23 protein-coding genes are annotated in these 23426 nt (G+C 67.7%); 19 read left to right on the top strand and 4 right to left on the bottom strand.

Annotated elements, in window-relative coordinates:
• Positions 1-16: 16 nt before the first annotated feature.
• Positions 17-463 (top strand): SRPBCC family protein, encoded by a 447-nt coding sequence (locus tag ACAM52_RS09870; RefSeq protein WP_369646886.1) that lies wholly within the window; start codon positions 17-19, stop codon positions 461-463.
• 9 nt (positions 464-472) lie between these two features.
• Here ACAM52_RS09870 and ACAM52_RS09865 read toward each other — a convergent pair whose 3' ends face one another.
• On the bottom strand, positions 473-922 hold the full coding sequence (locus tag ACAM52_RS09865) for a MerR family DNA-binding protein (protein ID WP_095948691.1): 450 nt from the start codon (positions 920-922) through the stop codon (positions 473-475).
• Between the two features lie 170 nt (positions 923-1092).
• Between ACAM52_RS09865 and ACAM52_RS09860 the strand changes: the two genes are divergently transcribed.
• Positions 1093-1296, top strand: coding sequence for a heavy-metal-associated domain-containing protein (locus tag ACAM52_RS09860; protein ID WP_369646885.1), 204 nt, complete (start codon positions 1093-1095; stop codon positions 1294-1296).
• Between the two features lie 52 nt (positions 1297-1348).
• Here the strand turns inward: ACAM52_RS09860 and ACAM52_RS09855 are convergent, their stop codons facing one another.
• Entirely contained in the window at positions 1349-2233 is an 885-nt protein-coding gene (locus ACAM52_RS09855; RefSeq protein WP_369646884.1) for an alpha/beta hydrolase, read from the bottom strand.
• A gap of 363 nt (positions 2234-2596) precedes the next feature.
• Between ACAM52_RS09855 and ACAM52_RS09850 the strand changes: the two genes are divergently transcribed.
• The 8 genes from ACAM52_RS09850 (at position 2597) to ACAM52_RS09815 (ending at position 11893) form a co-directional block, all read left to right on the top strand.
• The gene (locus ACAM52_RS09850; RefSeq protein WP_062472523.1) at positions 2597-3568 is read left to right on the top strand and encodes a MurR/RpiR family transcriptional regulator; all 972 of its coding nucleotides are present in this window, start codon (positions 2597-2599) and stop codon (positions 3566-3568) included.
• Positions 3565-4524 carry an isoaspartyl peptidase/L-asparaginase family protein gene (locus ACAM52_RS09845; protein ID WP_307692953.1) on the top strand — a complete coding sequence of 320 codons (960 nt, stop codon included), beginning with the start codon at positions 3565-3567 and terminating at the stop codon, positions 4522-4524. The genes ACAM52_RS09850 and ACAM52_RS09845 overlap by 4 nt, the downstream gene beginning before the upstream one ends.
• 29 nt (positions 4525-4553) lie before the next feature.
• Entirely contained in the window at positions 4554-6431 is a 1878-nt protein-coding gene (locus ACAM52_RS09840) for a dipeptide ABC transporter ATP-binding protein (protein ID WP_369646883.1), read from the top strand.
• A 65-nt stretch (positions 6432-6496) separates the two neighbouring features.
• Positions 6497-8050 carry a glutathione ABC transporter substrate-binding protein GsiB gene (gene gsiB, locus ACAM52_RS09835; RefSeq protein WP_070060868.1) on the top strand — a complete coding sequence of 518 codons (1554 nt, stop codon included), beginning with the start codon at positions 6497-6499 and terminating at the stop codon, positions 8048-8050.
• 81 nt (positions 8051-8131) lie between these two features.
• Positions 8132-9052, top strand: coding sequence for a glutathione ABC transporter permease GsiC (gsiC, locus tag ACAM52_RS09830; RefSeq protein WP_369646882.1), 921 nt, complete (start codon positions 8132-8134; stop codon positions 9050-9052).
• A gap of 7 nt (positions 9053-9059) precedes the next feature.
• Positions 9060-9983, top strand: coding sequence for a glutathione ABC transporter permease GsiD (gene gsiD / locus ACAM52_RS09825; protein WP_369646881.1), 924 nt, complete (start codon positions 9060-9062; stop codon positions 9981-9983).
• An 18-nt stretch (positions 9984-10001) separates the two neighbouring features.
• The gene (locus ACAM52_RS09820; protein ID WP_369646880.1) at positions 10002-11063 is read left to right on the top strand and encodes a P1 family peptidase; all 1062 of its coding nucleotides are present in this window, start codon (positions 10002-10004) and stop codon (positions 11061-11063) included.
• A gap of 11 nt (positions 11064-11074) precedes the next feature.
• Positions 11075-11893: a M55 family metallopeptidase gene (locus ACAM52_RS09815; protein ID WP_369646879.1), complete on the top strand. Its 819-nt coding sequence runs from the start codon at positions 11075-11077 to the stop codon at positions 11891-11893.
• A gap of 12 nt (positions 11894-11905) precedes the next feature.
• On the opposite strand, the gene ACAM52_RS09810 is transcribed toward ACAM52_RS09815, so the two are convergent.
• The gene (locus tag ACAM52_RS09810) at positions 11906-13927 is read right to left on the bottom strand and encodes a 7TM diverse intracellular signaling domain-containing protein (RefSeq protein ID WP_369646878.1); all 2022 of its coding nucleotides are present in this window, start codon (positions 13925-13927) and stop codon (positions 11906-11908) included.
• Between the two features lie 98 nt (positions 13928-14025).
• Between ACAM52_RS09810 and ACAM52_RS09805 the strand changes: the two genes are divergently transcribed.
• The 9 genes from ACAM52_RS09805 (at position 14026) to ACAM52_RS09765 (ending at position 22060) form a co-directional block, all read left to right on the top strand.
• Positions 14026-14718: a response regulator transcription factor gene (locus ACAM52_RS09805; RefSeq protein ID WP_369646877.1), complete on the top strand. Its 693-nt coding sequence runs from the start codon at positions 14026-14028 to the stop codon at positions 14716-14718.
• 107 nt (positions 14719-14825) lie between these two features.
• Positions 14826-15146, top strand: coding sequence for a hypothetical protein (locus tag ACAM52_RS09800; RefSeq protein WP_139705889.1), 321 nt, complete (start codon positions 14826-14828; stop codon positions 15144-15146).
• Positions 15147-15400: 254 nt separating this feature from the next.
• On the top strand, positions 15401-17179 hold the full coding sequence (locus ACAM52_RS09795) for a nitrite/sulfite reductase (protein ID WP_369646876.1): 1779 nt from the start codon (positions 15401-15403) through the stop codon (positions 17177-17179).
• Positions 17176-17571, top strand: coding sequence for a DUF934 domain-containing protein (locus ACAM52_RS09790; protein WP_062472499.1), 396 nt, complete (start codon positions 17176-17178; stop codon positions 17569-17571). Before ACAM52_RS09795 ends, ACAM52_RS09790 begins: the two co-directional genes overlap by 4 nt.
• A gap of 17 nt (positions 17572-17588) precedes the next feature.
• Positions 17589-18221, top strand: coding sequence for a phosphoadenosine phosphosulfate reductase family protein (locus ACAM52_RS09785; protein WP_095950164.1), 633 nt, complete (start codon positions 17589-17591; stop codon positions 18219-18221).
• A gap of 31 nt (positions 18222-18252) precedes the next feature.
• Entirely contained in the window at positions 18253-19206 is a 954-nt protein-coding gene (cysD, locus tag ACAM52_RS09780) for a sulfate adenylyltransferase subunit CysD (RefSeq protein ID WP_062472495.1), read from the top strand.
• A complete protein-coding gene (locus ACAM52_RS09775; protein WP_159276724.1) occupies positions 19206-20543 on the top strand; it encodes a sulfate adenylyltransferase subunit 1 in 1338 nt (445 codons plus the stop codon). Before cysD ends, ACAM52_RS09775 begins: the two co-directional genes overlap by 1 nt.
• A gap of 43 nt (positions 20544-20586) precedes the next feature.
• Positions 20587-20916, top strand: a complete 330-nt coding sequence (gene fdxA, locus ACAM52_RS09770) for a ferredoxin FdxA (RefSeq protein ID WP_062472491.1) — start codon at positions 20587-20589, stop codon at positions 20914-20916.
• 112 nt (positions 20917-21028) lie between these two features.
• On the top strand, positions 21029-22060 hold the full coding sequence (locus tag ACAM52_RS09765) for an NAD(P)/FAD-dependent oxidoreductase (RefSeq protein ID WP_369646875.1): 1032 nt from the start codon (positions 21029-21031) through the stop codon (positions 22058-22060).
• Here the strand turns inward: ACAM52_RS09765 and ACAM52_RS09760 are convergent.
• On the bottom strand, positions 22047-23348 hold the full coding sequence (locus ACAM52_RS09760) for an aspartate aminotransferase family protein (protein WP_369646874.1): 1302 nt from the start codon (positions 23346-23348) through the stop codon (positions 22047-22049). The two genes, ACAM52_RS09765 and ACAM52_RS09760, sit on opposite strands and share 14 nt — an antisense overlap.
• Between the last annotated feature and the right edge of the window lie 78 nt (positions 23349-23426).

Raw genomic sequence — 23426 nt, 5'->3', positions numbered from 1 at the left:
TCAGGAGAAAGCAACCATGGCCACCAACACCGTTCGCCTGCACCGCGTGCTGCGCACCACCCCCGACAAGCTCTACCGCGCCTTCGTGGAGCCCGGCGCCTTCGAGCGCTGGCTGCCGCCCTTCGGCTTCACCGGCAAGGTCCACGCCATGGAGCCGGTGGTGGGCGGCGCGTGGCGCATGTCCTTCACCAATTTCAGCACCGGCCACGGCCATTCGTTCGGCGGCAAGTACCTGGAACTCGCGCCCGGCCAGCGCATTGCCTACGACGCGAGCTTCGACGATCCCCACCTGCCGGGCACGATGAAGACCACCGTGACCCTGACCGCGGTGTCCTGCGGCACGGACATGTCCGTCGTGCAGGAAGGCATCCCCGACGTGATTCCTGTCGAGATGTGCTACTTGGGCTGGCAGGAATCGCTGGTCGCGCTGGCCCAGCTGGTCGAGCCGAACATTCCAGGTTGAGGATCGGCTTCAGGCACGCCGCGCTTCACAGCCGGCGAAGCCCCTGAGCCCCGCCAGTTCATCGAGGATGGGGCACTCCGGGCGCTCGTCGCCTTCGCAGCAGTGGGCCAAGCGCTCCAGCAGGCGCTTCATGTGCGCGAGCTCTTCGATCCGCTGGGCCAGGTCGTCGGCGCGTTCGAGCGCGACGCGCTTCACGTCGAAGCTTGCACGACGACCGTCTTGCCACAGGGCGTGCAGTTCCACGACTTCCGGCGTGTCGAAACCCAGCGTGTGTGCGCGTCGCACGAAGCGCAGTGTCGACACAGCGCGCTCGTCGTAGCGGCCGGCGTGCGCCGTGTCGTCGAGCAATCCGAGCGATTCGCAGTCGCTCAGCAACTGCGCAGATGCACCGGAGCGCGCAACGACATCGGCAAGGGACAAGCGCGCCGCAGCAGCAGCCGGCGCCGTGGGATGTTCCATGGGTTTCTCCTTCGAGCCAAAGCGCGAAGTCTCAACCTTCACACCATGAGAGAGTCAAACGCGAACAGCGCATGACCTTGGCGCGCCTGGGGTCTGGCGTTCGACGCGCTTGACCTTCACACGATGCCAAGCTTGACACTGCGAGTCACTCTTTTGAAAGGACTCACCCCATGCAAGCGTTTGAAATCCAGTCGATGACCTGCGGCAGCTGCGCCGGCCGCATCACCCGGGCCGTCAAGGACCTGGACCCGCAGGCCAGGATCGAGGTGGACTTGAAGAGCAGGACGGTGCGCATCGACACCATGGAGGACAGCCCTTCCGTGGTGGCCGCGCTCACAGAGGCCGGCTACCCGCCCAAACCGCTGTCGGCATGAGCACGCCGCCCGCGAACCCTGGGCGTCGGGTTCGCGGCGCGGCCATGGCCACCTACTTGTAGATTCGCACCACCGCGTCTTCGAACGCCAGGACATCCGCGCCGACGTGCGTGGCGTTGAACTCCGTACTGAGCAGCTGCAGCCCCACATAGCCTCGCGCCGCCATCCGTTGGTACAGCGCCCTCACGTACTGTTGATTGCAGCCACTTATGCAACTTGCAAGTATCAACGTGACTGGCAGCGGCCTGCCCGCCAACGCGTCGAACATCTTCTTTTCGAGATCGTTGTTCTGGGCCTCCTGCTGCCAGAAAGCGCCCTCGATCGACACAAAGGAAGAAAACACCAGGTTGTCCGGCGCTTCGAGAAAGAGCGCCGTGGCCGCCAGGTTGCCACTGGTCGACAGGCCCGTGAGCATCCGGTTCTTGGGATTGGTCCGGTACTTCGAATCGATGAAGGGAATCAACTCCTTCGCGAGGAAATCGTGGTACTTGAAGGCCCCGGGAAAGTTGTAGTCCTCCTGGCGTCGCCCGGTGTTCCCGATGCCGACGAGGATGGCCTTCGTTCCACGCTTCACCAGGATGTCCTTGAGATTCGCGAACCGCGTCTGCGGCAAGCCGTTGGTGGCATCGCCGTCGAGGGCATAGATGACAGGGTAGGCATCGGAGCCCTGGTCGTACCCCGCGGGCAGGTAGACGGAAAGAGGGTAAGGCGCGCCGGTGAACCCCGACTGGATGGATTCGGACACCACGCGGTCGGTTGGCGTCGGTGTCGGCGCTGGCGCCGGCTGCTGGGGCACGGGCCCTGCGGTCGGCGGGAGGATCGGCAGGCCACCGCCGCCCCCACCACCGCCCCCACCGCCACCGCAGGCGGACATGCCCGCGAACATCACACAGCAGCCCATCACCGCGAGCGCGCGGCGAAGCCATTCCAGTCTCATGTTGGTTCCTCGTTCCCCGGCGCAAGACGCGCCGCTCGGGATACTCAGGGCTGGCCCCCGCGCCGTCAATGTCGCTATGCAACCTCGTCCTCGCAGTTAATTCGTTCGTTTCCAAAGCGCCCGATCCCCCGCCCGTGGGGATGAAACGACAGCATCAGGGAAATCCCTGAAGACCGCGCCCGAACGGCCCGGAACACGCCGCCCCACAAGGGAAACACGCCCCTTCCGCCCCCCGCCAAAGCCCCTCGCGGCTGGCCCACTACTTGCGATATCGCTCGGGAATGACAGAAAATTTTCATAACTGACATATATTTGTAAACTGATTTACATCACTCGCACCCTTCCCGGTGCATCGCCCGCCCCATGAGCACCAACGTCGACACCCCAGGCACCACCGTGGCCCAGCGCATTGCGCAGGCGTTGCCGCGGCTGACGCGTTCGCACCGGCAGGTGGCCGACTTCGTGCTCGGGCATCCGCTGCAGGTCGCGACGCTGCCTATTGACGAGCTCGCGGCCGCAGCCGGCGTGTCGGTCGCCACGGCCAACCGCTTTGCGCGCGCGCTCGACTTCGACGGCTACGCCGCTTTCCGCGCCGAGCTCGTGCGCGGCTTCGAGCCGCTGGTGGCGCCGGTCGAGCGGTTGCGCGGCAACCTGGAGCACCCGACCACGGTGGCCGAGGTGTTCGCCACCGCGCTCGACGAGAGCCGCCGCAACATCGAAGCCACGCGCCAGTCGCTGGACTACGCCGCCTGCGAGGCCGCGGTGCAGCGCATCCTGAAGGCCCGCTCGATCTACATCGGCGGCTTCGGCGCCAGCGCCTGGCTCGCAGGGTTGCTGCAGCACGGGCTCGATGGTTCCTGCAGCGACGTGCGCATGCTCTCCAGCGTGAGCGGCGTGACGCACTCGGCGCGCACGCTGATGCATGCGGGGCCGCAGGACCTGTTCATCGGCCTGACCTTTCCGCGCTACCTCACCGACACGGTGGCGCTGGCGCAGATCGCGCGCGGCCAGGGCTGCGCGGTGCTCGCGCTGACCGACCGCCCCAGCTCGCCCATCGCGCCGCTGGCCGACGTGGTGCTGTACGGCCAGACCGAAACCAGCTACCGCCCCAACTGCGAGACCAGCGTGCTCGCGCTGATCGAGGCACTGACCAGCGCCGTCGCCCTGCGCGCGCCCGGCGCGGCGCAGTCGGCCGGCCGCATCCTGCAGGCGGTGCGTCCGTGGCTGCACGGCGGGCTGGGCCAGGGCCATGCGCGCGGCGAAGTCTCCATGCCCTCCCTCCCCGCCGCCGTCGCTTCCGACGCCGGCAAGAAAAAGAAGAAAGCTTCCCGATGAAGAACGTCACGCCCGTCATCGCCATCCACGGCGGCGCCGGCACCATCAGCGCCTCGACCACCAACCCCGAGCAGGCGCAGGCCTACCACGACGCGCTGCAGGCCATCGTGCGCGCCGCGCAGGCCGCATTGCTCAAGGGCATGTCCGCGCTCGACGCCACCTGCCTGGCGGTCGAGATGCTCGAAGACTGCCCGCTCTTCAATGCCGGCTACGGCGCGGTGTTCACGCACGAGGAAACGCACGAGCTCGACGCCGCCGTGATGGACGGCGCCACGCTCGCGGCCGGCGCCATCGCCGGCGTGAGCCACGTGCGCCGCCCGGTGCGCGCCGCGCGCGCCGTGCTCGAGGACGGCGCCCACGTGCTGCTGGCCGGCGCGGGCGCCGAAGCCTTCGCGCGCGACCGCGGGCTGGAGATGGTCGAGCCCTTCTTCTTCTCGACCGACGCACGCCGCCAGCAGCTGTACCGCGTGCGCGACACGGGCCGCGTGGTCACCGACCACGAAGGCGCCGCCATGACCAAGCCGCCGCTGGACGAAGACAAGAAGTTCGGCACCGTCGGCGCCGTGGCGCTCGACATGCACGGCCACCTGGCCGCCGCCACCTCGACCGGCGGCATGACCAACAAGCGCGTGGGCCGCGTCGGCGACACGCCGCTCATCGGCTCCGGCACCTACGCCGACGACCGCACCGCCGCCATCTCGTGCACCGGCAGCGGCGAAATGTTCATCCGCGTCGCGGCCGCGTACGACATCTGCGCGCGCATGGCCTACGGCGGCGCCACGCTCGAAGCGGCCACGCACGCCGTGGTGCACGAGTCGCTGCCTGCCATCGGCGGCACCGGCGGCCTGATCGCCGTCGACCGCCACGGCAACCTGAGCCTGGCCTTCAACACCGAAGGCATGTACCGCGGCCACGCGCGCGGCGATGAAGCCCCCGTGACGGCCATCTTCGCCTGACGCCCGCCCCTTTTTTCCTCGCATCCGCCATGTCCTCCCCTGCCCTGAACCTGCCCGACGGCCGCGTCCTCGCCGTCGACGACCTCACCGTGCGCTTCTCGACCTCCGAGCGCACGGTCGATGCCGTCAAGAAGCTGTCCTTCCACGTCGACCACGGCGAAACGCTCGCGGTGGTGGGTGAATCGGGGTCGGGCAAGTCGGTCACCTCGCTCGCGCTGATGCGGCTGGTGGAGCACGGCGGTGGCCGCATCCTCGGCGGCAGCATGGCCTTCCGCCGGCGCAACGGCGAGGTGCTCGACCTGGCGCAGGCGCGCGACAGCACGATGCGCGGTATCCGTGGCGCCGACATCGCGATGATCTTCCAGGAGCCGATGACCTCGCTGAACCCGGTGTTCACCGCCGGCGACCAGATCGCCGAGGCCATCCGCATCCACCAGGGCAAGAGCAACGCAGCGGCGCGCGCCGAGGCGCTGCGCATGCTCGAGCTCGTGCGCATTCCCGAAGCGCGCAACGTGCTCGACCGCTTTCCGCACCAGCTGTCGGGCGGCATGCGCCAGCGCGTGATGATCGCGATGGCGCTGTCGTGCAAGCCGCAGCTGCTGATCGCCGACGAGCCCACCACCGCGCTCGACGTGACCATCCAGGCGCAAATTCTCCAGCTCATCCGCGAGCTGCAGAAAGAGATGCGCATGGGCGTGCTCTTCATCACGCACGACATGGGCGTGGTGGCTGAAATCGCCGACCGCGTGCTCGTGATGTACCGCGGCGACAAGGTCGAAGCCGGCAGTTCCGACACCGTGTTCGCCTCGCCGCAGCACCCTTACACCCGGGCGCTGCTGTCGGCCGTGCCCAAGCTCGGAGCGATGCAGGGCACCGACCTGCCGGCCAAGTTCGAACTGCTGCGCACCGAAGACAGCACCGAGACCGTGCCCTGCACCGACGCCACGCCGCAGACCACCGTGCGCGAAGACGCTGGCCCGATCCTGCGCGTGCGCGACCTCGTGACGCGCTTCGACGTACGCAGCGGCATCTTCGGCCGCGTGAAGCGCCGCGTGCACGCGGTGGAAAAGATCAGCTTCGACCTGTACCCCGGCGAGACGCTGGCGCTGGTCGGCGAATCGGGTTGCGGCAAGTCGACCACGGGCCGCTCGCTGCTGCGCCTGGTCGAGAGCCAGAGCGGCGCGATCGAGTTCGGCGGCAAGAACATCCGCGAGCTGCCCACGCGCGAACTGCAGGCGCTGCGTCGCAACATCCAGTTCATCTTCCAGGACCCCTTCGCCTCGCTCGATCCGCGCGTGACGGTGGGCTTCTCGATCATGGAGCCGCTGCTCATCCACGGCATCGCCAAGGGTGCCGAGGCGCAGCAGCGCGTCGACTGGCTGCTGCAGAAGGTCGGCCTGCCGCCCGAGGTGGCGCAGCGCTATCCGCACGAGTTCTCGGGCGGCCAGCGCCAGCGCATCGCGATCGCGCGTGCGCTCGCGCTGAACCCGAAGGTGGTGGTGGCCGACGAATCGGTGTCGGCACTCGACGTGTCCATCCAGGCGCAGATCGTCAACCTCATGCTCGACCTGCAGCGCGAGCTGGGCGTGGCGTTCCTGTTCATCTCGCACGACATGGCCGTGGTCGAACGCATCAGCCACCGCGTGGCCGTGATGTACCTGGGCCAGATCGTCGAGATCGGCCCGCGCCGCGCGGTGTTCGAAGCACCGCAGCACCCCTACACCCGCAAGCTGATGGCGGCCGTGCCGGTGGCCGACCCGTCGCGCCGCCACAAGCCGCGCGCGCTGCTCGAAGGCGAGATTCCCAGCCCGATCCGCGCCGTGGGCGACGAGCCCGACGTGCCGCCGCTGGTACAGGTGGCGCCCGGCCACTTCGTGGCACGGCATGCCATCGGCGGCGCCTTCTGAGTCCGACCCGTTTTTTCACCCGCAGGCCCCCTGCATTTTTTCCACGAACCGACTGGAGTTCTTCCATGAAGCAATCTTCTTCCTCCCTGCGCTGGGCATCCGCACTGCTGGGCCTGGCCGCGCTCGCCGCCTCGGGCTCGGCACTGGCTGCCAAAGACGTGGTGCTGGCCATCGGCTACCAGCCGGAAACGCTGGACCCGTACAACACCAACACGACCATCACCACGGCCGTGACCAAGACCTTCTATGAAGGCCTGTTCCAGTTCGACAAGGACCTGAAGGTGCAGAACGTGCTCGCCGAGAGCTACGACGTGTCCAAGGACGGCCTGGTCTACACCATCAAGCTGCGCAGCGGCGTCAAGTTCCACGACGGCACCGACTTCAACGCCGAAGCCGTGAAGGTCACGCTCGACCGCGTGCTGAACCAGGACAACAAGCTGCTGCGCTACAACCAGTTCAACCGCGTGGGCAAGGTCGAGGCCGTGAACCCGACCACCGTGCGCATCACGCTGAAGGAGCCCTTCGGCCCCTTCATCAACTCGCTGGCCCACGCCTCGGCCGCCATGATCTCGCCCACCGCGCTGAAGAAGTGGGGCAACAAGGACATCGCCTTCCACCCCGTGGGCACCGGCCCCTTCGAATTCGTGGAATGGAAGCAGACCGACGCCGTGAAGGCCAAGAAGTTCGACGGCTACTGGAAGAAGGGCTACCCGAAGGTCGACAACCTGCAATGGAAGCCGGTGCTCGAGAACAACACGCGCGCCGCGATGCTGCAGACCGGCGAAGCCGACTTTGCCTTCCCCATTCCCTACGAGCAGGCCGAGCTGCTGAAGAAGAGCGACAAGCTCGAAGTGGTGGCCTCGCCCTCGATCATCACGCGCTTCCTGGCCTTCAACATGCTGCAAAAGCCGTATGACAACCCGAAGGTGCGCGAGGCCATCGGCTACGCCATCAACAAGGAAGCGCTGTCGAAGGTCGCCTTCGGCGGCTACGCCTTCCCCGCGCAGGGCGTGATGCCCCAGGGCGTGAAGTTCGCCGAGAAGATGGCGCCCATTCCCTACGACGTGAAGAAGGCCAAGGCCCTGCTGGCCGAGGCCGGCTACCCGAACGGCTTCGAGTCGGTGCTGTGGAGCGCCTACAACAACACGACCAGCCAGAAGACGATCCAGTTCGTGCAGCAGCAGCTCGCACAGGTGGGCATCAAGCTGCAGGTGCAGGCGCTCGAAGTGGGCCAGCGCACCGAGCAGGTCGATGCATGGCCCGATCCGAAGACGGCCAAGGTCCGCATGTACTACACGGGCTGGTCGTCGTCGACCGGTGAGGCCGACTGGGGCCTGCGCCCGCTGTTCGCTTCCGAGTCGTGGGCGCCCAAGCTCAACAACATGTCGTTCTACAAGAGCGACGTGGTCGACGCCGCGATCGCCAAGGCGCTCGTGACGGTGGACGACAAGGAAAAGGCTGCGCTGTACAAGACCGCGCAGGAAGAGATCCGCAAGGACCTGCCGCGCGTGCCGCTGGTCACCGAGCAGAACCTGTCGGCGCACGCCAAGCGCCTGTCGGGTGTGTTCGTGATGCCCGACGCGAACATCAACATCGATGCCATGTCGGTATCGAACTGATCGCGGCTCCTTCGTTTTCCTGACTGACTGTCCCGCGGGCGGTGGCACCGTGCCATCGCCCGTTCGCGACAACCGTATCCCATGCTGAATTACTTCCTCAAACGACTGTTGGGCCTGATCCCCACGCTGCTCATCGTGGCAGTGCTGGTGTTCCTGTTCGTCCACATGCTCCCCGGCGACCCGGCGCGCCTTGCCGCCGGCCAGGACGCCGACGAGCAGACCGTGGCCATGGTGCGCGCGGAGCTCGGGCTGGACAAGCCGCTGCCGCAGCAGTTCGTGAGCTTCTTCACCCACATGGTGCAAGGCGACTTCGGCACCTCGATCCGCACGCGGCGGCCGGTGTCGACGGAGATTGCCGAGCGCTTTTTCCCGACGGTGATGCTGACCATCACCAGCATGGTGTGGGCGGTGATCTTCGGCATGGGGATCGGCATCGTGTCGGCGGTGTACCGCAACAAATGGCCCGACCGCATCGGCATGACGCTGGCGGTGTCGGGCATCTCATTCCCCGCATTTGCATTGGGCATGCTGCTCATGCAGATCTTCTCGGTGCAACTGGGCTGGCTGCCCACGGTGGGCGCCGCGACCTGGCAGCACTACATCCTGCCCTCGATCACGCTGGGCGCGGCCGTCGCGGCCGTGATGGCGCGCTTCACGCGCGCTTCCTTCGTCGAAGTGATCCAGGAAGACTTCGTGCGCACCGCGCGCGCCAAGGGCGTGCACGAAACCAGCGTGGTGTTCAAGCACACGCTGCGCAACGCGCTGATCCCGGTGGTCACGATGATGGGCCTGCAGTTCGGCTTCCTGCTGGGCGGCTCCATCCTCGTGGAGGCGGTATTCAACTGGCCCGGCCTGGGTCGCCTGCTGGTCGATGCCGTGCAGATGCGCGACTACCCCGTGATCCAGACGCTGGTGCTGCTGTTCTCGCTCGAATTCATTTTGATCAACCTCGTGGTCGATGTGCTGTACGGCTTCATCAACCCCACCATTCGCTACAAGTAAGCACGGCATGAATCCCAATACTCCGCCGTTCGACCTGCCTCCGGCTCTCAAGGTCCCGACCGTCGCACTCACCGCCGGCAAGGTCCGCACGCCCTGGGGCGAATGCTGGCGCCGTTTCAAGAAGCAGCCCGTGGGCATCGTGGCGGCCATCTTCGTGCTGCTGCTGGTGGTGATCGCGGTGTTCGCACCGTGGATCGTGCCCTTCGACCCCGAGAACTTCTTCGACTACGACATGCTGAACAGCGGGCCCTCGGCCACGCACTGGTTCGGCGTCGATCCGCTGGGCCGCGACATCTTCAGCCGCATCCTGGCGGGCACGCGCATCTCGCTGGCGGCCGGCTTCCTGTCGGTGCTGGTGGGCGGCATCATCGGCACGGCCTTCGGCCTGCTGGCGGGCTACTACGAAGGCTGGTGGGACCGCATCGTGATGCGCATCTCGGACGTGCTGTTCGCCTTCCCCGGCATCCTGCTGGCGCTGGGCGTGGTGGCCATCCTGGGCAGCAGCATGACCAACGTGGTGGTGGCGGTGTCGGTGTTCAGCGTGCCGGCCTTTGCGCGCCTGGTGCGCGGCAACACGCTGGTGCTCAAGCAGCAGACCTACATCGAGGCCGAGCGCAGCATCGGCGCGTCCGACTGGACCATCATCGTGCGGCACATCCTGCCGGGCACGATCTCGTCGATCGTCGTGTACTTCTCGATGCGCGTGGGCACCTCGATCATCACCGCGGCCAGCCTCTCGTTCCTGGGCATGGGCGCGCAGCCGCCGACGCCCGAATGGGGCGCGATGCTCAACGAAGCCCGCGCCGACATGGTGACTTCGCCGCACGTGGCGCTGTTCCCCAGCCTGGCCATCTTCTTCACCGTGCTGGCCTTCAACCTGCTGGGCGATGCGTTGCGCGACGCGCTCGATCCGAAGATCGACCGCCAGTAAGTTCTTCTTTTTCTCTTCATGGCCCCGACGACTTCCCTGCCCTTCATCGGCACCCTGCCTGCGGGCCCGCGCGACGCCATCACCGACGTCGCGGGCGTCACGGTCGGCCACCGCACGCTGGCCGACGGCCCGGTGCAGACCGGCGTGACCGTGATCCGCCCGCACGCCGGCGACCCGTTCCGCGACAAGGTGCCGGCCGCGGCCGTGGTGCTCAACGGCTTCGGCAAGAGCGTGGGGCTGGTGCAGCTGGCCGAGCTCGGCGTGCTGGAAACGCCGATCGCGCTGACCAACACCTTCTCGGTCGGCACCGTGGCGACGGCGCAGATCCGCGATTGCGCCGCGGCCAACCCCGAGACCGGCCGCGCGCTGCCCACGGTGAACCCGCTGGTTTTCGAGTGCAACGACGGTTTTCTCAACGACATCCAGCGGCTGGCCGTGACCGAGGCCGACTACCTGCAGGCGCTCGAAGCCACCGGGGCCGATTTCGAACAGGGTTCGGTCGGCGCGGGGCGCGGCATGTCGAGCTTCCAGCTCAAGGGCGGCATCGGCAGCGCATCGCGCCGCGTGGCGATGGCCGACGGCACGACCCACACGGTGGGCACGCTGGTGCTGGCGAACTACGGGCGCCAGTCGCAGCTGGTGCTGGCCGGGCATGCGGTGGGCGAGCGGCTCGTGGCCTTGCAGGCAGCGAAGGAAGCGGCGGAGCCCGAGAAGGGCTCGATCATCATCGTCGTCGCCACCGACGCGCCGCTCGACGCGCGCCAGCTGCGCCGCCTGGCACTGCGCGCGGGCGCGGGGCTGGCCCGCACCGGCTCGGTCTACGGCCACGGCAGCGGCGACCTCGTGCTGGCCTTCTCGACCGCCTACACCGTCCCCGACCGCGCGGACCGGCCCATGCCGGCCGTGGCGATGCTGCACGACACCCTGCTCGACGGGCTGTTCCAGGCCGCGGCCGACAGCACCGAGCAGGCCATACTTCATGCGCTGTGGCGCGCCACGCCGGTCACGGGCCGCGACGGTAACCACCGCGCGGCGCTCGGCGAACTGCTGCCGGCGTCTTCCCTTTCACCTCTCGCCTGAAACACACGTCCATGAAAGTCCTGATCTCCACCGACATCGAAGGCGTTGCGGGCGTCTACCACCACGAGCAGGCACGCCAGGGCAACCCCGAGTACGAACGCGCCCGCGTGCTGATGGCGCAGGAGGCCAACGCCGCGATTGCCGGCGCCTTCGACGCCGGCGCCACCGAGGTGCTGGTGAACGACTCGCACGGCGGCTTTCGCAACATGCCGCCCGACGTGCTCGATGCACGCGCCCGCGTCGTGCAGGGCAAGCCGCGCTACCTGAGCATGGTGGCCGGCGTGGAAGAAGGCGTGGACGCGCTGTGCATGGTGGGCTACCACTCGCGCGCGCAGGGCCGCGGCATCCTGGCGCACACGATCAACAGTTTCGCCTTCGCGAGCATCTCGCTCGGCAACCAGGAACTGGGCGAAGCCGGGATCTACGGCGCGCTGGCCGGCGAGTACGGCGTGCCCGTGGTGATGGCCAGCGGCGACGACGTGTTCATCTCCGAGAACCAGGCGCTCTTCCCGCATGCGAGCTTCGTGCAGACCAAGAAGGCGACCGGTTTCAACAGCGGCGTGTCGCTGTCGCCGGAGCAGTCGCGCCAGGCGATCCGTGCCGGCGTGATCGAAGGGCTGGCCGCGCGTGCCCATGCACGTCCGCTGGTCTTCCAGGGCCTGCAGGTGGTCACGCTGCGCACCCAGTCGCCGATGATGGCCGACCTGTTCTGCCAGTGGCCGAGCTTCGAGCGCGTCGACGGCGTGACGCTGCGCTTCACCGCTGAAACAGTGGAGTCGGCGGTGCGCATGCTGAACTGCTGTTCGGCGATGTCGGCGATGCTGCGCTGAGGCCGCGCGCCTTCAAGGCAGCGCGAGGCTGAAGCGCACGTGGCCGTCCCGCCCCGCGCTGTCGAGCCGGGCGTGTCCGCGGTGCAACTCGGCGATCTGATGCACGAGGTACAGCCCCAACCCGGCGCCCGGTGAGCGCGCCGCCTGGCGGCCACGGAAATACTTCTCGAACAGCCGCGGCACCTCGTCGTGCGGAATCGCGTCGCCGGGGTTGCTCACACGGATGTCCAGGCCACCCGTATCCGCGGGCACCACGTCCAGCACGATCGCCCGGCCGGCGGGCGTGTGGCGGTCGGCGTTGGCTAACAGGTTGCGCAGCGCCACGCGCAGCAGGCCGGGGTCGCACACCAGCTGCGGCGGCAACTGCCCGTCGTGCCACACGACGCGGCCGTCCGGCCAGTCGGCCACGAGGTCCTCGAACAGCTCCATCAACTCGTCGCGCTCGCAAGGGCGCGGTTGGAATGGCGTCTGGCCGGCTTCCATGCGATCGGAGGTCAAGTACTCGTCGACCAGCGCGGTCATGCGCTGCGCGGCAGCGCGCAGGTTCAGGCAGCGTGCCAGGGTCTTCTCGCGCGCGGCATCGAGGTTCTTGGCGATCTGCTGCGCGGTGGTGTGGATGATGGCCAGCGGCGTGCGGAACTCGTGCGACACCATGGCGACGAAATCCACCTGCGACTGCTTGGCGCGGCGCTCGGTCTCCAGCGCCGCGCGCAGCTCGACCTCGAGGCGCTGGCGCTGCTCGATCTCGCCGCGCAGGTCGGCGGTGCGCTTGCGCACCTCGTCCTCCAGCCGGTCGTTCTGGCGACCGACCACGTGCACCAGGCGCGCCTGCGCGGCTTCCTTCTCGCGGCGCAGCTGGTCGTAGCGGCGGTTCAGCCGCATGCTCATGAGCAGCAGGTGCAGCAGCGTGCCCACGGCGGTCGCGTTGTCGGTCCAGGCGCCGGCCGGCAGCCAGCCCTGGTTGCGCAGGAAGCTCACCATCACGCCCACGTAGTAGATGCCGAAGATGACGAGAAAGGCCCGCGCCTGTCCCTGGTCGCGCGGCAGCAGCCACAGCGCGGCGCCGATCAGGTAGACGATGCACAGCATCGCCGTCCCCTGCACCGCCTGCATGGCCAGGCCGTTGGCGCCGGCCAGCACCAGCGCCACCGCGATGGCACTCACGAGGCCCACCACGCGCACCACCACGCGGGTGAAGCGCGGCCACTGCAGGTCGGTGCCCAGCTGCATGCCGGCAAACCGGATGCCGATGGCCACGCCGGCGCAGATCGACAGGCTCAGCAACAGGTCGGACAGCCGCGCGGGCATGGCCAGCAGCTGCTGCGGCAGCCCGGCCGTCAGGAACTCGACCAGCAGCGCGTTCGCCACATAGACCAGGTACCAGGCGCTCAGGCGCTCGCGCGTCATCTGCCAGAACAGCGTGTGAAAGGCGAGCAGCATCAGGCCGAATCCGAAGCCCAGGCCGTAGAAGAGGTACTCGCGCCGCGCGGTGCCCGCGTAGACCTCGGGCGCGGCAAAGCCGATGGTGGTCGACATGGCGTTGCGCGACTGCAGGCGCAGCAGCAGCGGCGTGGGTTCGGTGCTTTCCAGCGTGAGCGGCAATTGCACGTTGCGCGCGTCCACCGGCCAGTGCTCGCGGCCGATGTCTTCGCCGGACTGCACGGCCAGCTGCCAGCGGCCGGCGTCGTCCTGGCGGTACAGCCGCACGTCGTCGAGCAGCGCGTTTCTGAACTGCGCCAGCCACCGCTGCTGCGGCAGGTCGGCCGGGCGCTGCACCTCGAGCCTGATCCACACGGCGTCGCGCGTGAAGCCTGCGTTCACGGCGCCGGGCAAGGCTTTCCAGCCCGGCGCGACGGCGGCTTCGTCGGCACTGAGCTGGCCCTCGGGGTCGCGCAACATCGACAACTGGCCGTGGCTGTCGACGCTCGCCAACGGATTCAGCCGCAGCACGCCGGCAGCGGCCGCGGTGGAAAAGAGAAGGCCCAGCACGGCAAGACAACCGCACCGCCACAGGCACCGAGCAAGGCGTTTCATGGGCGCGGATTATCGAGGGCGCCCCTACAATCCGCGCGCCTTTCATCGTGCTTAGAAACGCTCAGATTCCCTCGGCCACCAGCCCTTACCCTGTTCCCATGCGTGATGTGATCCTGCTGGAAGATGAAGCCGTGCTGCGCGAAGAGTTGAGCGAGTTCCTGACCGGCAGCGGCTACCGGGTTGATGCCGAGGCGTCGCTCGAAGGTTTCCACCGCACCTACGACCCCGCCCGCCACGGCATCGCGCTGGTCGACCTCGGCCTGCCCGACGGCGACGGCCTGTCGCTGATCCGCGAACTGCGCGAACGCGGCGAGCGCCTGGGCATCGTCGTGCTGACGGCGCGCGGCGGCGCCCGCGACCGCGTGACGGGGCTGGACATCGGCGCCGACTACTACCTGTCCAAGACCACCGACCTCGATGAGCTGGTGGCCACGCTGGCGGCGCTGTCGCGGCGCCTGGGCGATTCGCCCGCCGCGCTGCCGGCCGACGCCTGGGTGCTGGAGCTGGGCCCGCGCCGGCTGTCGCCGCCGGGCTTTGCACCCATTGCGCTGTCGGAGCAGGACCTCACGGTGCTGCACGAACTGATGCGCAGCGCCGGCGAGATCGCCAGCCGCCAGCAGATCGTGCAGGCCCTGGGCGAGCACTACCTGAGCTACGACCAGCGCCGTCTCGACACCCAGATTCGCCGCCTGCGGCGCAAGGTCAGCGAGGCCACCGGCCTGGTGCTGCCGATCAACACGGCGCGTAACGCCGGCTACCGCTTCCACGCCAAGACGCTCATCCGGCGCTAGTCCGGCGCTGTCCGGGCGCCGCTGCGGCGCTCAGAAACGCTCAGTTTCATTTCGATACCCGCCGCTAACCTGCGGCACAGGCAGCGACTTGAGGCACGGATGAAGGCATGAGCGATCTCGCCAGGACAACTTCTTATGTGGTCCCCTACGTGGTCCACGTCAAAGGCCAGAACTTCACCTTGAAGGATGTCATGGTGGCCGCGGACATCTATCGGCTGCGGATCGAGGAGCAGATCGGCGATCCGCTGCGGGTGGTGAAGTGCTTCCAGGCCTGGTCGAAGGAGCGCCACCACGGCATCGAGCACCTGAACCGGACCGAAGCCCGGCTGGCCCGGGAATGGCTCAACGCGCAGCACCAGGCCGACAAGGCCGCCCGGCAGCTGCTGAGCTCGCCGCAGACCCTCGGCTTCGACTTCAAGCTGCGGTAGCCGCCCTGCGCGGGTGCCCCCGGGTTCCTAGAATCCAGCGTCCGGCGACCCCGCGCCGGCCTTCGCGCCTTATCCGGAATAAGCAACCAACCGCCTCGCAACCCGCATGGATGCTGGTGAATAAGCTTATCCGCATAAGACGCGAACCAAAAAATAGTTTGTTTCCATAAGGCGGGCTTTCAGAATCCGGGGCTTCTTGCTGGGGCGCCCCGTTGTACGTGCGGCACCGCACTTCTTCAAGACACATACGCACGATGTACCAATACACAGAATTCGACCGCCAGTTCGTTCACCAACGCGCTGCCCAGTTCCGAGACCAGCTCGAGCGCTGGCAAAAGGGCCGCCTGCACGAGGACGAGTTCCGCCCCCTGCGCCTGCAAAACGGCTGGTACGTGCAGCGCTACGCGCCGATGCTGCGCGTGGCCGTGCCGTACGGCGAGCTGTCGAGCAAGCAGCTGCGCGTGCTGGCCCGCATCGCCCGCGAATACGACGAGCCCGAGGCCGAGGTCTACCGCAAGGCCATCGAGACCCAGGGCCTGCTCGGCAGCCACAAGCTGCCCACCCACTACGCCCACTTCACGACGCGCCAGAACGTCCAGTACAACTGGATTCCGCTGGCCAAGTCGGCCGACGTGATGGACCTGCTGGCTTCGGTCGACATGCACGGCATCCAGACCAGCGGCAACTGCATCCGCAACATCACGAGCGACGAGCGCGCCGGCATCGCCGTCGACGAGATCGCCGACCCGCGCCCCTTCGCGGAAATCATGCGCCAGTGGAGCACGCTGCACCCCGAGTTCGCCTTCCTGCCGCGCAAGTTCAAGATCGCCATCACCGGCGCCACCGAAGACCGCGCCGCCACCGGCTGGCACGACGTGGGCCTGCACGTGGTGAAGAACGAAGCGGGTGACATCGGCTTTCGCGTGCAGGTAGGCGGCGGCATGGGCCGCACCCCCATCATCGGCACCGTGCTGCGCGAGTTCCTGCCCTGGCAGCAGATCATGAATTACCTCGAAGCGGTGATTCGTGTCTACAACCGCTACGGCCGCCGCGACAACATCTACAAGGCGCGCATCAAGATCCTGGTGAAGGCCGAAGGTCAGCGCTACATCGACGACGTCGAGGCCGAGTACAAGCAGATCATCGAGCACGACGGCGCGCCGCACACCATCACGCAGGAAGAGTACGACCGTGTGGCCGCTTCCTTCGTGCCGCCGACGCTGGCCACTCGCGTGCTGCAAAGCGCCGAGAAGACCGACGCCGAGCTGCGCGCCCACGCCGCCGACGACGTGATGTTCGCGCGCTGGCTCGCCCGCAACGTCGACGCCCACAAGAACCCCGCGCTGCGCGCCGTCACGCTGTCGTTCAAGCGCCTGAAGCAGGCCCCCGGCGACGCCTCGGGCGACCAGCTCGACACCATCGCCGAGCTGGCCGACCGCTTCTCGGCCGGCGAAGCCCGCGTGACGCACGACCAGAACGTGGTGCTGCCCTGGGTGCACGCCGAAGACCTGCACGCGCTGTGGCTCGCCGCCCGCGCCGCCGGTTTCGCGAGCGCCAACGTGCAGCTGCTGACCGACATGATCGCCTGCCCCGGCGGCGACTTCTGCGCGCTGGCCAACGCCCGCTCCATTCCCATCGCCGAAGCCATCACCGAGCGTTACCAGGACCTCGACGAACTCGACGACCTGGGCGAGATCGACCTGCACATCAGCGGCTGCATCAACTCGTGCGGCCACCACCACAGCGGCCACATCGGCATCCTGGGTGTCGACAAGGACGGCAAGGAGTGGTACCAGGTCACCCTCGGCGGCTCCGACGGCTCCGCGCTCAGCGGCGCGCCGCAGGCCGGCAAGGTGGTCGGTCCCTCGTTCTCGGCGGCCGAAGTGCCGAGCGTGATCGAGGCCGTGCTCACCACGTACCGCGACACCCGCGCCAACGGCGAGACCTTCATCGACACCCTGCGCCGCGTGGGCCACGACCCGTTCAAGGCCGCGGCCAACGGTGCGCGATTCAAGGTGGAGGAAGCAGCATGAAGAAGACTCTGAACATCCTTTCGGCCGAAGAACACATCGACGACGGCGACCCGAAGGTCCTGCAACTGGCCAACGACGCCGACCCGCTCGCCATCGAGGTGTGCCTGGCCGACATCGAACGCATCGACCTGAACTTTCCGAAGTTCACCGACGGCCGTGCCTACAGCCAGGCCTTCCTGCTGCGTCGCCGCCTCGGCTTCACGGGCGACATCCGCGCCACGGGCGACGTGCTGATCGACCAGCTGGTGCAGATGGAACGCACCGGCTTCTCCAGCGCCGTGCTCAAGGAAGGCGTGGACGCCTCCGACGCGCAGCGCCAGTTCGACCGCTTCGCCACGTTCTACCAGGGCGATGCGGTGAAGACCGCGCCGCACTTCGTGGCCGGCGCCTGAGCAGACAAGAGAGTCCCATGAGCATCGCCACCGACATCGACTTTGCACGCATCAACACCGAACTCGGCCGCAACGCCGAGGGCCTGGTGGACTGGGCCGTCGGCCTGGGCCAGCCCGCGATCATCACCACCAACTTCCGCCCCTTCGAGGCCGTGATCCTGCACATGGTCACGCGCGCCAAGCGGGACGTGCCGGTGGTCTGGATGGACAACGGCTACAACACCGAGGCCACCTACCGTTTTGCCGACGAGGTGACGAAGCTCCTGGGCCTTCATCTACACATCTACCTGCCGCGCCGCTCGCGCGCGCACCGCGAAGCGGTCGAAGGCCCCACGCCGGCGCTCGACGATCCGCGCCACGCCGCCTTCACCGAAGAAGTGAAGCTGGAGCCTTTTGCCCGCGCCCTGCGCGAAACCGCCCCCAAGGTCTGGTTCACCGCGCTGCGGGCCACCGACACGGCCGTGCGCGCGCAGATGGACCCGGTCAGCGTCAACCCGGACGGCCTCATCAAGGTCGCGCCGCTGCTGCACTGGTCGTCCAAGGACCTGTACGAATACTGCGAAGCCAACGGCCTGCCCAACAACTTCGACTACGTGGACCCGACCAAGGGCGAGGACAACCGCGAATGCGGCTTGCACCTGTCGCACTGAACGATCGCTCTCCGCCTCCAGGACCCATCCGATGAACGCCCGTACCGAAGCCGACCTGCTGCAGCCGCCCATGCATTCACCCGCGAACCTGTCCAACACGCACCTCGACGCGCTGGAAGAAGAAACCATTTTCATCCTGCGCGAAGTGGCCGCCGCCTTCGAGCGCCCCACCCTGCTGTTCTCGGGCGGCAAGGACTCGCTGGTGCTGCTCAAGTGCGCTGAAAAAGCCTTCGGCGTCGGCCGCATTCCCTACCCGCTGCTGATGATCGATACCGGCCACAACTTCCCCGAAGTGACGGCCTACCGCGACCAGCGCGCGAAAGAACTGGGCGCCGAACTCATCGTGCGCAGCGTCGAAGACTCGATGAAGCGCGGCACCGTGCGCCTGGCGCACCCCGGCGAGTCGCGCAACGCGCACCAGTCGGTGACGCTGCTCGAAGCGATCGAAGAATTCCGCTTCGACGCGCTGATCGGCGGCGCCCGCCGTGACGAGGAAAAGGCCCGCGCCAAGGAGCGCATCTTTTCGCACCGCGACAGCTTCGGCCAGTGGCAGCCCAAGGACCAGCGCCCCGAGCTGTGGACGCTGTTCAACACGCGCCTGGCCCCCGGCGAGCACTTCCGCGTGTTCCCGATCTCGAACTGGACCGAGCTCGACGTGTGGCAATACATCGAGCGCGAGAACGTCGGCCTGCCGTCGATCTACTACACGCACAAGCGTGAAGTGGTCGAGCGCCGCGGCCTGCTGGTGCCCGTGACCGAACTCACGCCACCGCGCGACGGCGAGACCGTGCAGGTGCGCGACGTGCGCTTTCGCACGGTGGGCGACATCACGACCACCTGCCCGGTCGAGAGCCTGGCCGCAGGCGCGGGCGATGTGGTGCTGGAGACGCTGTCGGTCGACGTCAGCGAGCGCGGCGCCACGCGCATGGACGACATGACTTCGGAAGCTTCGATGGAGAAGCGCAAGAAAGACGGATATTTCTGATGAGCACGACGACGGCAACCCTCGACACCACCGCCCTTCACGGCGACACCGGCACCGCCCTGCGCTTCATCACCTGCGGCTCGGTCGATGACGGCAAGAGCACGCTCATCGGCCGCCTGCTGGTCGACAGCAAGACCGTGCTGCAAGACCAGCTGGCCGGCGTGCAGCGCGGCGGCGAGACCGACCTGGCCCTGCTGACCGACGGCCTCTCGGCCGAGCGCGAGCAAGGCATCACGATCGACGTGGCCTACCGCTACTTCTCGACCGCCAAGCGCAAGTTCATCATCGGCGACGCGCCGGGCCACGAGCAGTACACGCGCAACATGGTCACGGCCGTATCGGCCGCCGACGCGGCCGTGGTGCTGGTCGATGCCACCAAGCTGGCCTGGGCCGCCGAGGTCGAAGACGGCACCGTGGTCAAGCGCGAGCTGCTGCCGCAGACGCGCCGCCACACGCTGCTGGCCCACCTGCTGCGCGTGCAGTCGATCGTGTTCGCGGTCAACAAGCTCGACGCCATCGACGACGCCGCGCTCGCCTTCGAGCGCATCTCGACCGCGCTGAACGCCTTTGCCGAAGCGGCCGGCGTGAAGGTCGCGGCCATCGTGCCGATCTCGGCCCTCAAGGGCTGGAACGTGGCCACGCGCCATGCCGACTGGGTCGGCTACGAAGGCCCGAGCCTGCTCGAGCTGCTCGAAGACCTGCCCGTGACCGCGCAGGACGAAGCCGTGCCCTTTGCTTTCCCGGTGCAGTGGGTCGAGAAGTTCTCGGCCTCGGCCGACACCTCGCAGGGCCGCCGCGTGTTCTGGGGCCGCGTCGCCTCGGGCCATGTGGAGCCCGGCCAGCGCGTCACGGTGCTGCCCAGCAACCAGACCGCCACCGTGGCGCAGGTGCTGAGCCACACGCGCCAGCCCAAGTCCGTGCATGCGGGCCACAGCGCCGGCATCGTGCTCGATCGCGAACTCGACGTGTCGCGCGGCGACTGGCTGCTGGCGCCCGAGGCCTTCGAGCCCGTGCGCGAGATCACCGCCACCGTGGCCTGGCTCGACGACGAGCCGCTGGTTGCCGGCCGCGTGTACTGGGCGCTGCAGGGCCACCGCTGGGTCAAGGCCAAGGTCGCGCGCATCGTCGATCGCGTGAACATCACCACCCTCGAATCCGAGCCGGCGACCCAGCTGGAGGCCAATTCCATCGGCGATGTGGTGCTCGCGCTGCAGCAGCCGCTGGCCGTCCTGCCCTTCGCCCAATCGCGTGCCCTGGGGTCGCTGGTGCTGGTCGATACGGCCTCTCATCGCACCTCCGCCGCCGTGCTCGTGCAGCCGCCCGCCGCAAAGGCCTAAAATCTAGGGTTTTCCAGCCCCTTCTCCTGACGCTAAAAGACAAATGACCCACGTCGTCTCCGAAGCCTGCATCCGTTGCAAATACACCGACTGCGTGGACGTTTGCCCCGTCGACTGTTTCCGCGAAGGTCCCAACATGCTGGTGATCGACCCGGATGAATGCATCGACTGCGCCGTCTGCATCCCCGAATGCCCGGTCAATGCGATCTACGCCGAGGAAGACCTGCCGGCCGACCAGATCGCCTTCATCAAGCTGAACGCCGAGCTGGCCCTGGCCGACGGCTGGAAGAGCATCACCAAGCGCAAGCCCGCCCTGCCCGAAGCCGAGGAGTGGAAGGACAAGACCGGCAAGATCTCGGAGCTGGTGAGGTAAGCCCTCCCCCATGCTGCGCGCACTTCGTGTCGCTTCGCACACCCCCTCGCCGGGGGCAATACCAGCGGCCCGGCAAAGCCGGTTCCGCGGTATTCCTGGAAAAAACGGGTAAATGACCGCGCCCCCCATCGAGACTGATGCCCTGATCATCGGCGCCGGTCCGGTCGGCCTGTTCCAGGCCTTCCAGCTGGGCCTGCTCGAGATTTCCTGCCACATCGTCGATGCGCTGCCCGCCGCGGGCGGCCAGTGCGTGGCGTTGTACGGCCACAAGCCGATCTACGACATTCCCGGCACCCCGGTCACCAGCGGGCGCGATCTGGCGCAGTCGTTGTTGCAGCAGGTGGCGCCGTTCAAGCCGCAATTCCACTTCGGCGAGCAGGTTTCTACCCTGGCCCGCCAGGCCGATGACCGCCTGCTGCTGACCACCTCGACCGGCACCGCCTTCCTTGCGAAGACCGTGTTCATCGCGGCCGGCGTCGGCGCCTTCGTGCCCAAGCGCATCACCGTCGATGGGATCGCTCAGTTCGAAGGCTCGACGCTGTTCTATCACCCCGATTCGCTCGACCGCTTCGCCGGCCAGACGGTCGTGGTCAACGGAGGCGACGACATCGCCCTCGAAACGGCCATCGCCCTCACGGCCCTGGCCAAGCAGGTGACGCTGGTCCACCGCCGCGACGGCTTCCAGGCCGACGAAGCGAACGTGGCCGCCATGCGCGCCCTCGTGGCCGACGGCAAGCTGGCCTTCCGGGTCGGTCAGCCGAGCGCCTTCGATGGCCGGCAACTGCAGATCACCACGCCCGACGCCACCACGGTCGACCTGCCGCTCGACGCGCTGGTCGCCTGCCTGGGCATCTCGCCGCGCCTGGGGCCCATCGCCGACTGGGGCCTCGAGCTGGAGCGCAAGCAGGTGCCCGTCGACACCGAGAAGTACGAAACCCGCGAGCCCGGCGTGTTCGCGGTGGGCGACATCAACACCTACCCGGGCAAGAAGAAGCTCATCGTCTGCGGCTTCCACGAGGCCACGCTGGCCGCCTGGGGCGCCGCGGCACGGGTGTTCCCCGGCAAGGCGATTCCGCTGCAGTACACGACCACCAGCACGCGGCTGCACGAGCTGCTGGGCGTGGCGGGCACTACCCCGCGCTGAGCAGCAGCGGCCGGTAGGCCTCGATGAAGCTGTCCACGGCGGCGACGTAGCGGTCGATATCCTGCGTCGACAACGGCAGCGAGAGCACGACGAATCCGCGCGGCGAGGTGTAGATCCCCTCACTCAGCAGGTGGAAGAACAGCAGCTGCCGCAAGCGCCCATCCACCGCCGCCAGGTCGGCCACGCGCCGCACCTCGCCCCGCAGGAAATGCGCATTCATGAGCGAGCCCACGCCGGTGAACTGCATCGCGACACCCTCGCGTTCGCACAGCGCGTTGAGCCGTGACCGCATCGCCTCGCCGCGCTCGGCCAGCGCACCCGCCGCCTCGGGCGTGAACAGCTGCGTGAGGCCTGCGTAGCCGGCCGCCATCGTCATCACGTTGTTGTTGAAGGTGCCCGAGTGCGCGAGCGCCCCGGTGCGTGGGTCGAACTGCGCCATCACGTCCGCCCGTCCACCGAAGGCGCCGAAGGACATGCCGCCACCGATGTACTTGCCCAGCGTCGTCAGGTCGGCTCGAATGCCCAGCCCGTTCGCCAGCCCGTGCGGCCCCAGCCGCGAAGTCATCACCTCGTCGAAGATCAACAGAGCACCGACCCGCGTGGCCCCGTCGCGCAGCGCCTGCAGGAAATCGCGCCCGCCCGGAATGCAGCCGCTCGCGCCCTGCATCGGTTCGACCAGGATGGCGGCGATGTCCGCACCGTGTTCGTCGATCTGCGCACGCGCCGTGCCCGCGTCGTTGTAGGGCAGCACGAGGAAGTCGAAGGGCACGGTCGTCGGCGACGGCTGGTCGCCGAAACCGAGCACGCCGCCGTGGTAACCGCCCGAGAACACCACGATCTTGCGCCGCCCCGTGAAGCGCAGCGCGGCCGTGAGCGCCATCAGGTTCGCCTCGGTGCCCGAGTTGGTGAAGCGCAGCTGCTCGACCTGCGGGAAGCGCTCGCAGATCGTCTGTGCGAGCCGACCTTCGAGCAGGTTGTGCCCCGTGAGGTTGATGCCGCCCTGCATCGCCGCGATGACCGCCTCGCGGATCTCGGGCGCCGAGTGGCCGTAGACGCCGGCCGTGTACTCGGCGATGAAGTCGGTGTAGCGGTGGCCGTCCGCGTCCCAGAGCGACGCGCCCTCGCCTTTGGCGATGGTGAGCGGGAACGGCGCATAGAACAGCACCGAGCGGCTGTTGGCGCCGGGCATGTAGCGCGTCTGCGCCTCGAAGCGGCGCAGGCTTTCCGGGTTGCCGTCGGTGAAGCGTTGATGGGCCTGGGCCAGGGCCTGGTCGATGGCGGTCGTCATGGGAGACATCCTTTGGGAGTGGAACGTGCCGGGAGCGCCCGGCCCGTTTAATTGATCAATGCTCAATTAATAATATTT

Source organism: Variovorax sp. V118 (genome assembly GCF_041154445.1).
GTDB lineage: Bacteria > Pseudomonadota > Gammaproteobacteria > Burkholderiales > Burkholderiaceae_C > Variovorax > Variovorax boronicumulans.
This window is presented reverse-complemented; position numbering and strand designations above follow the sequence as displayed.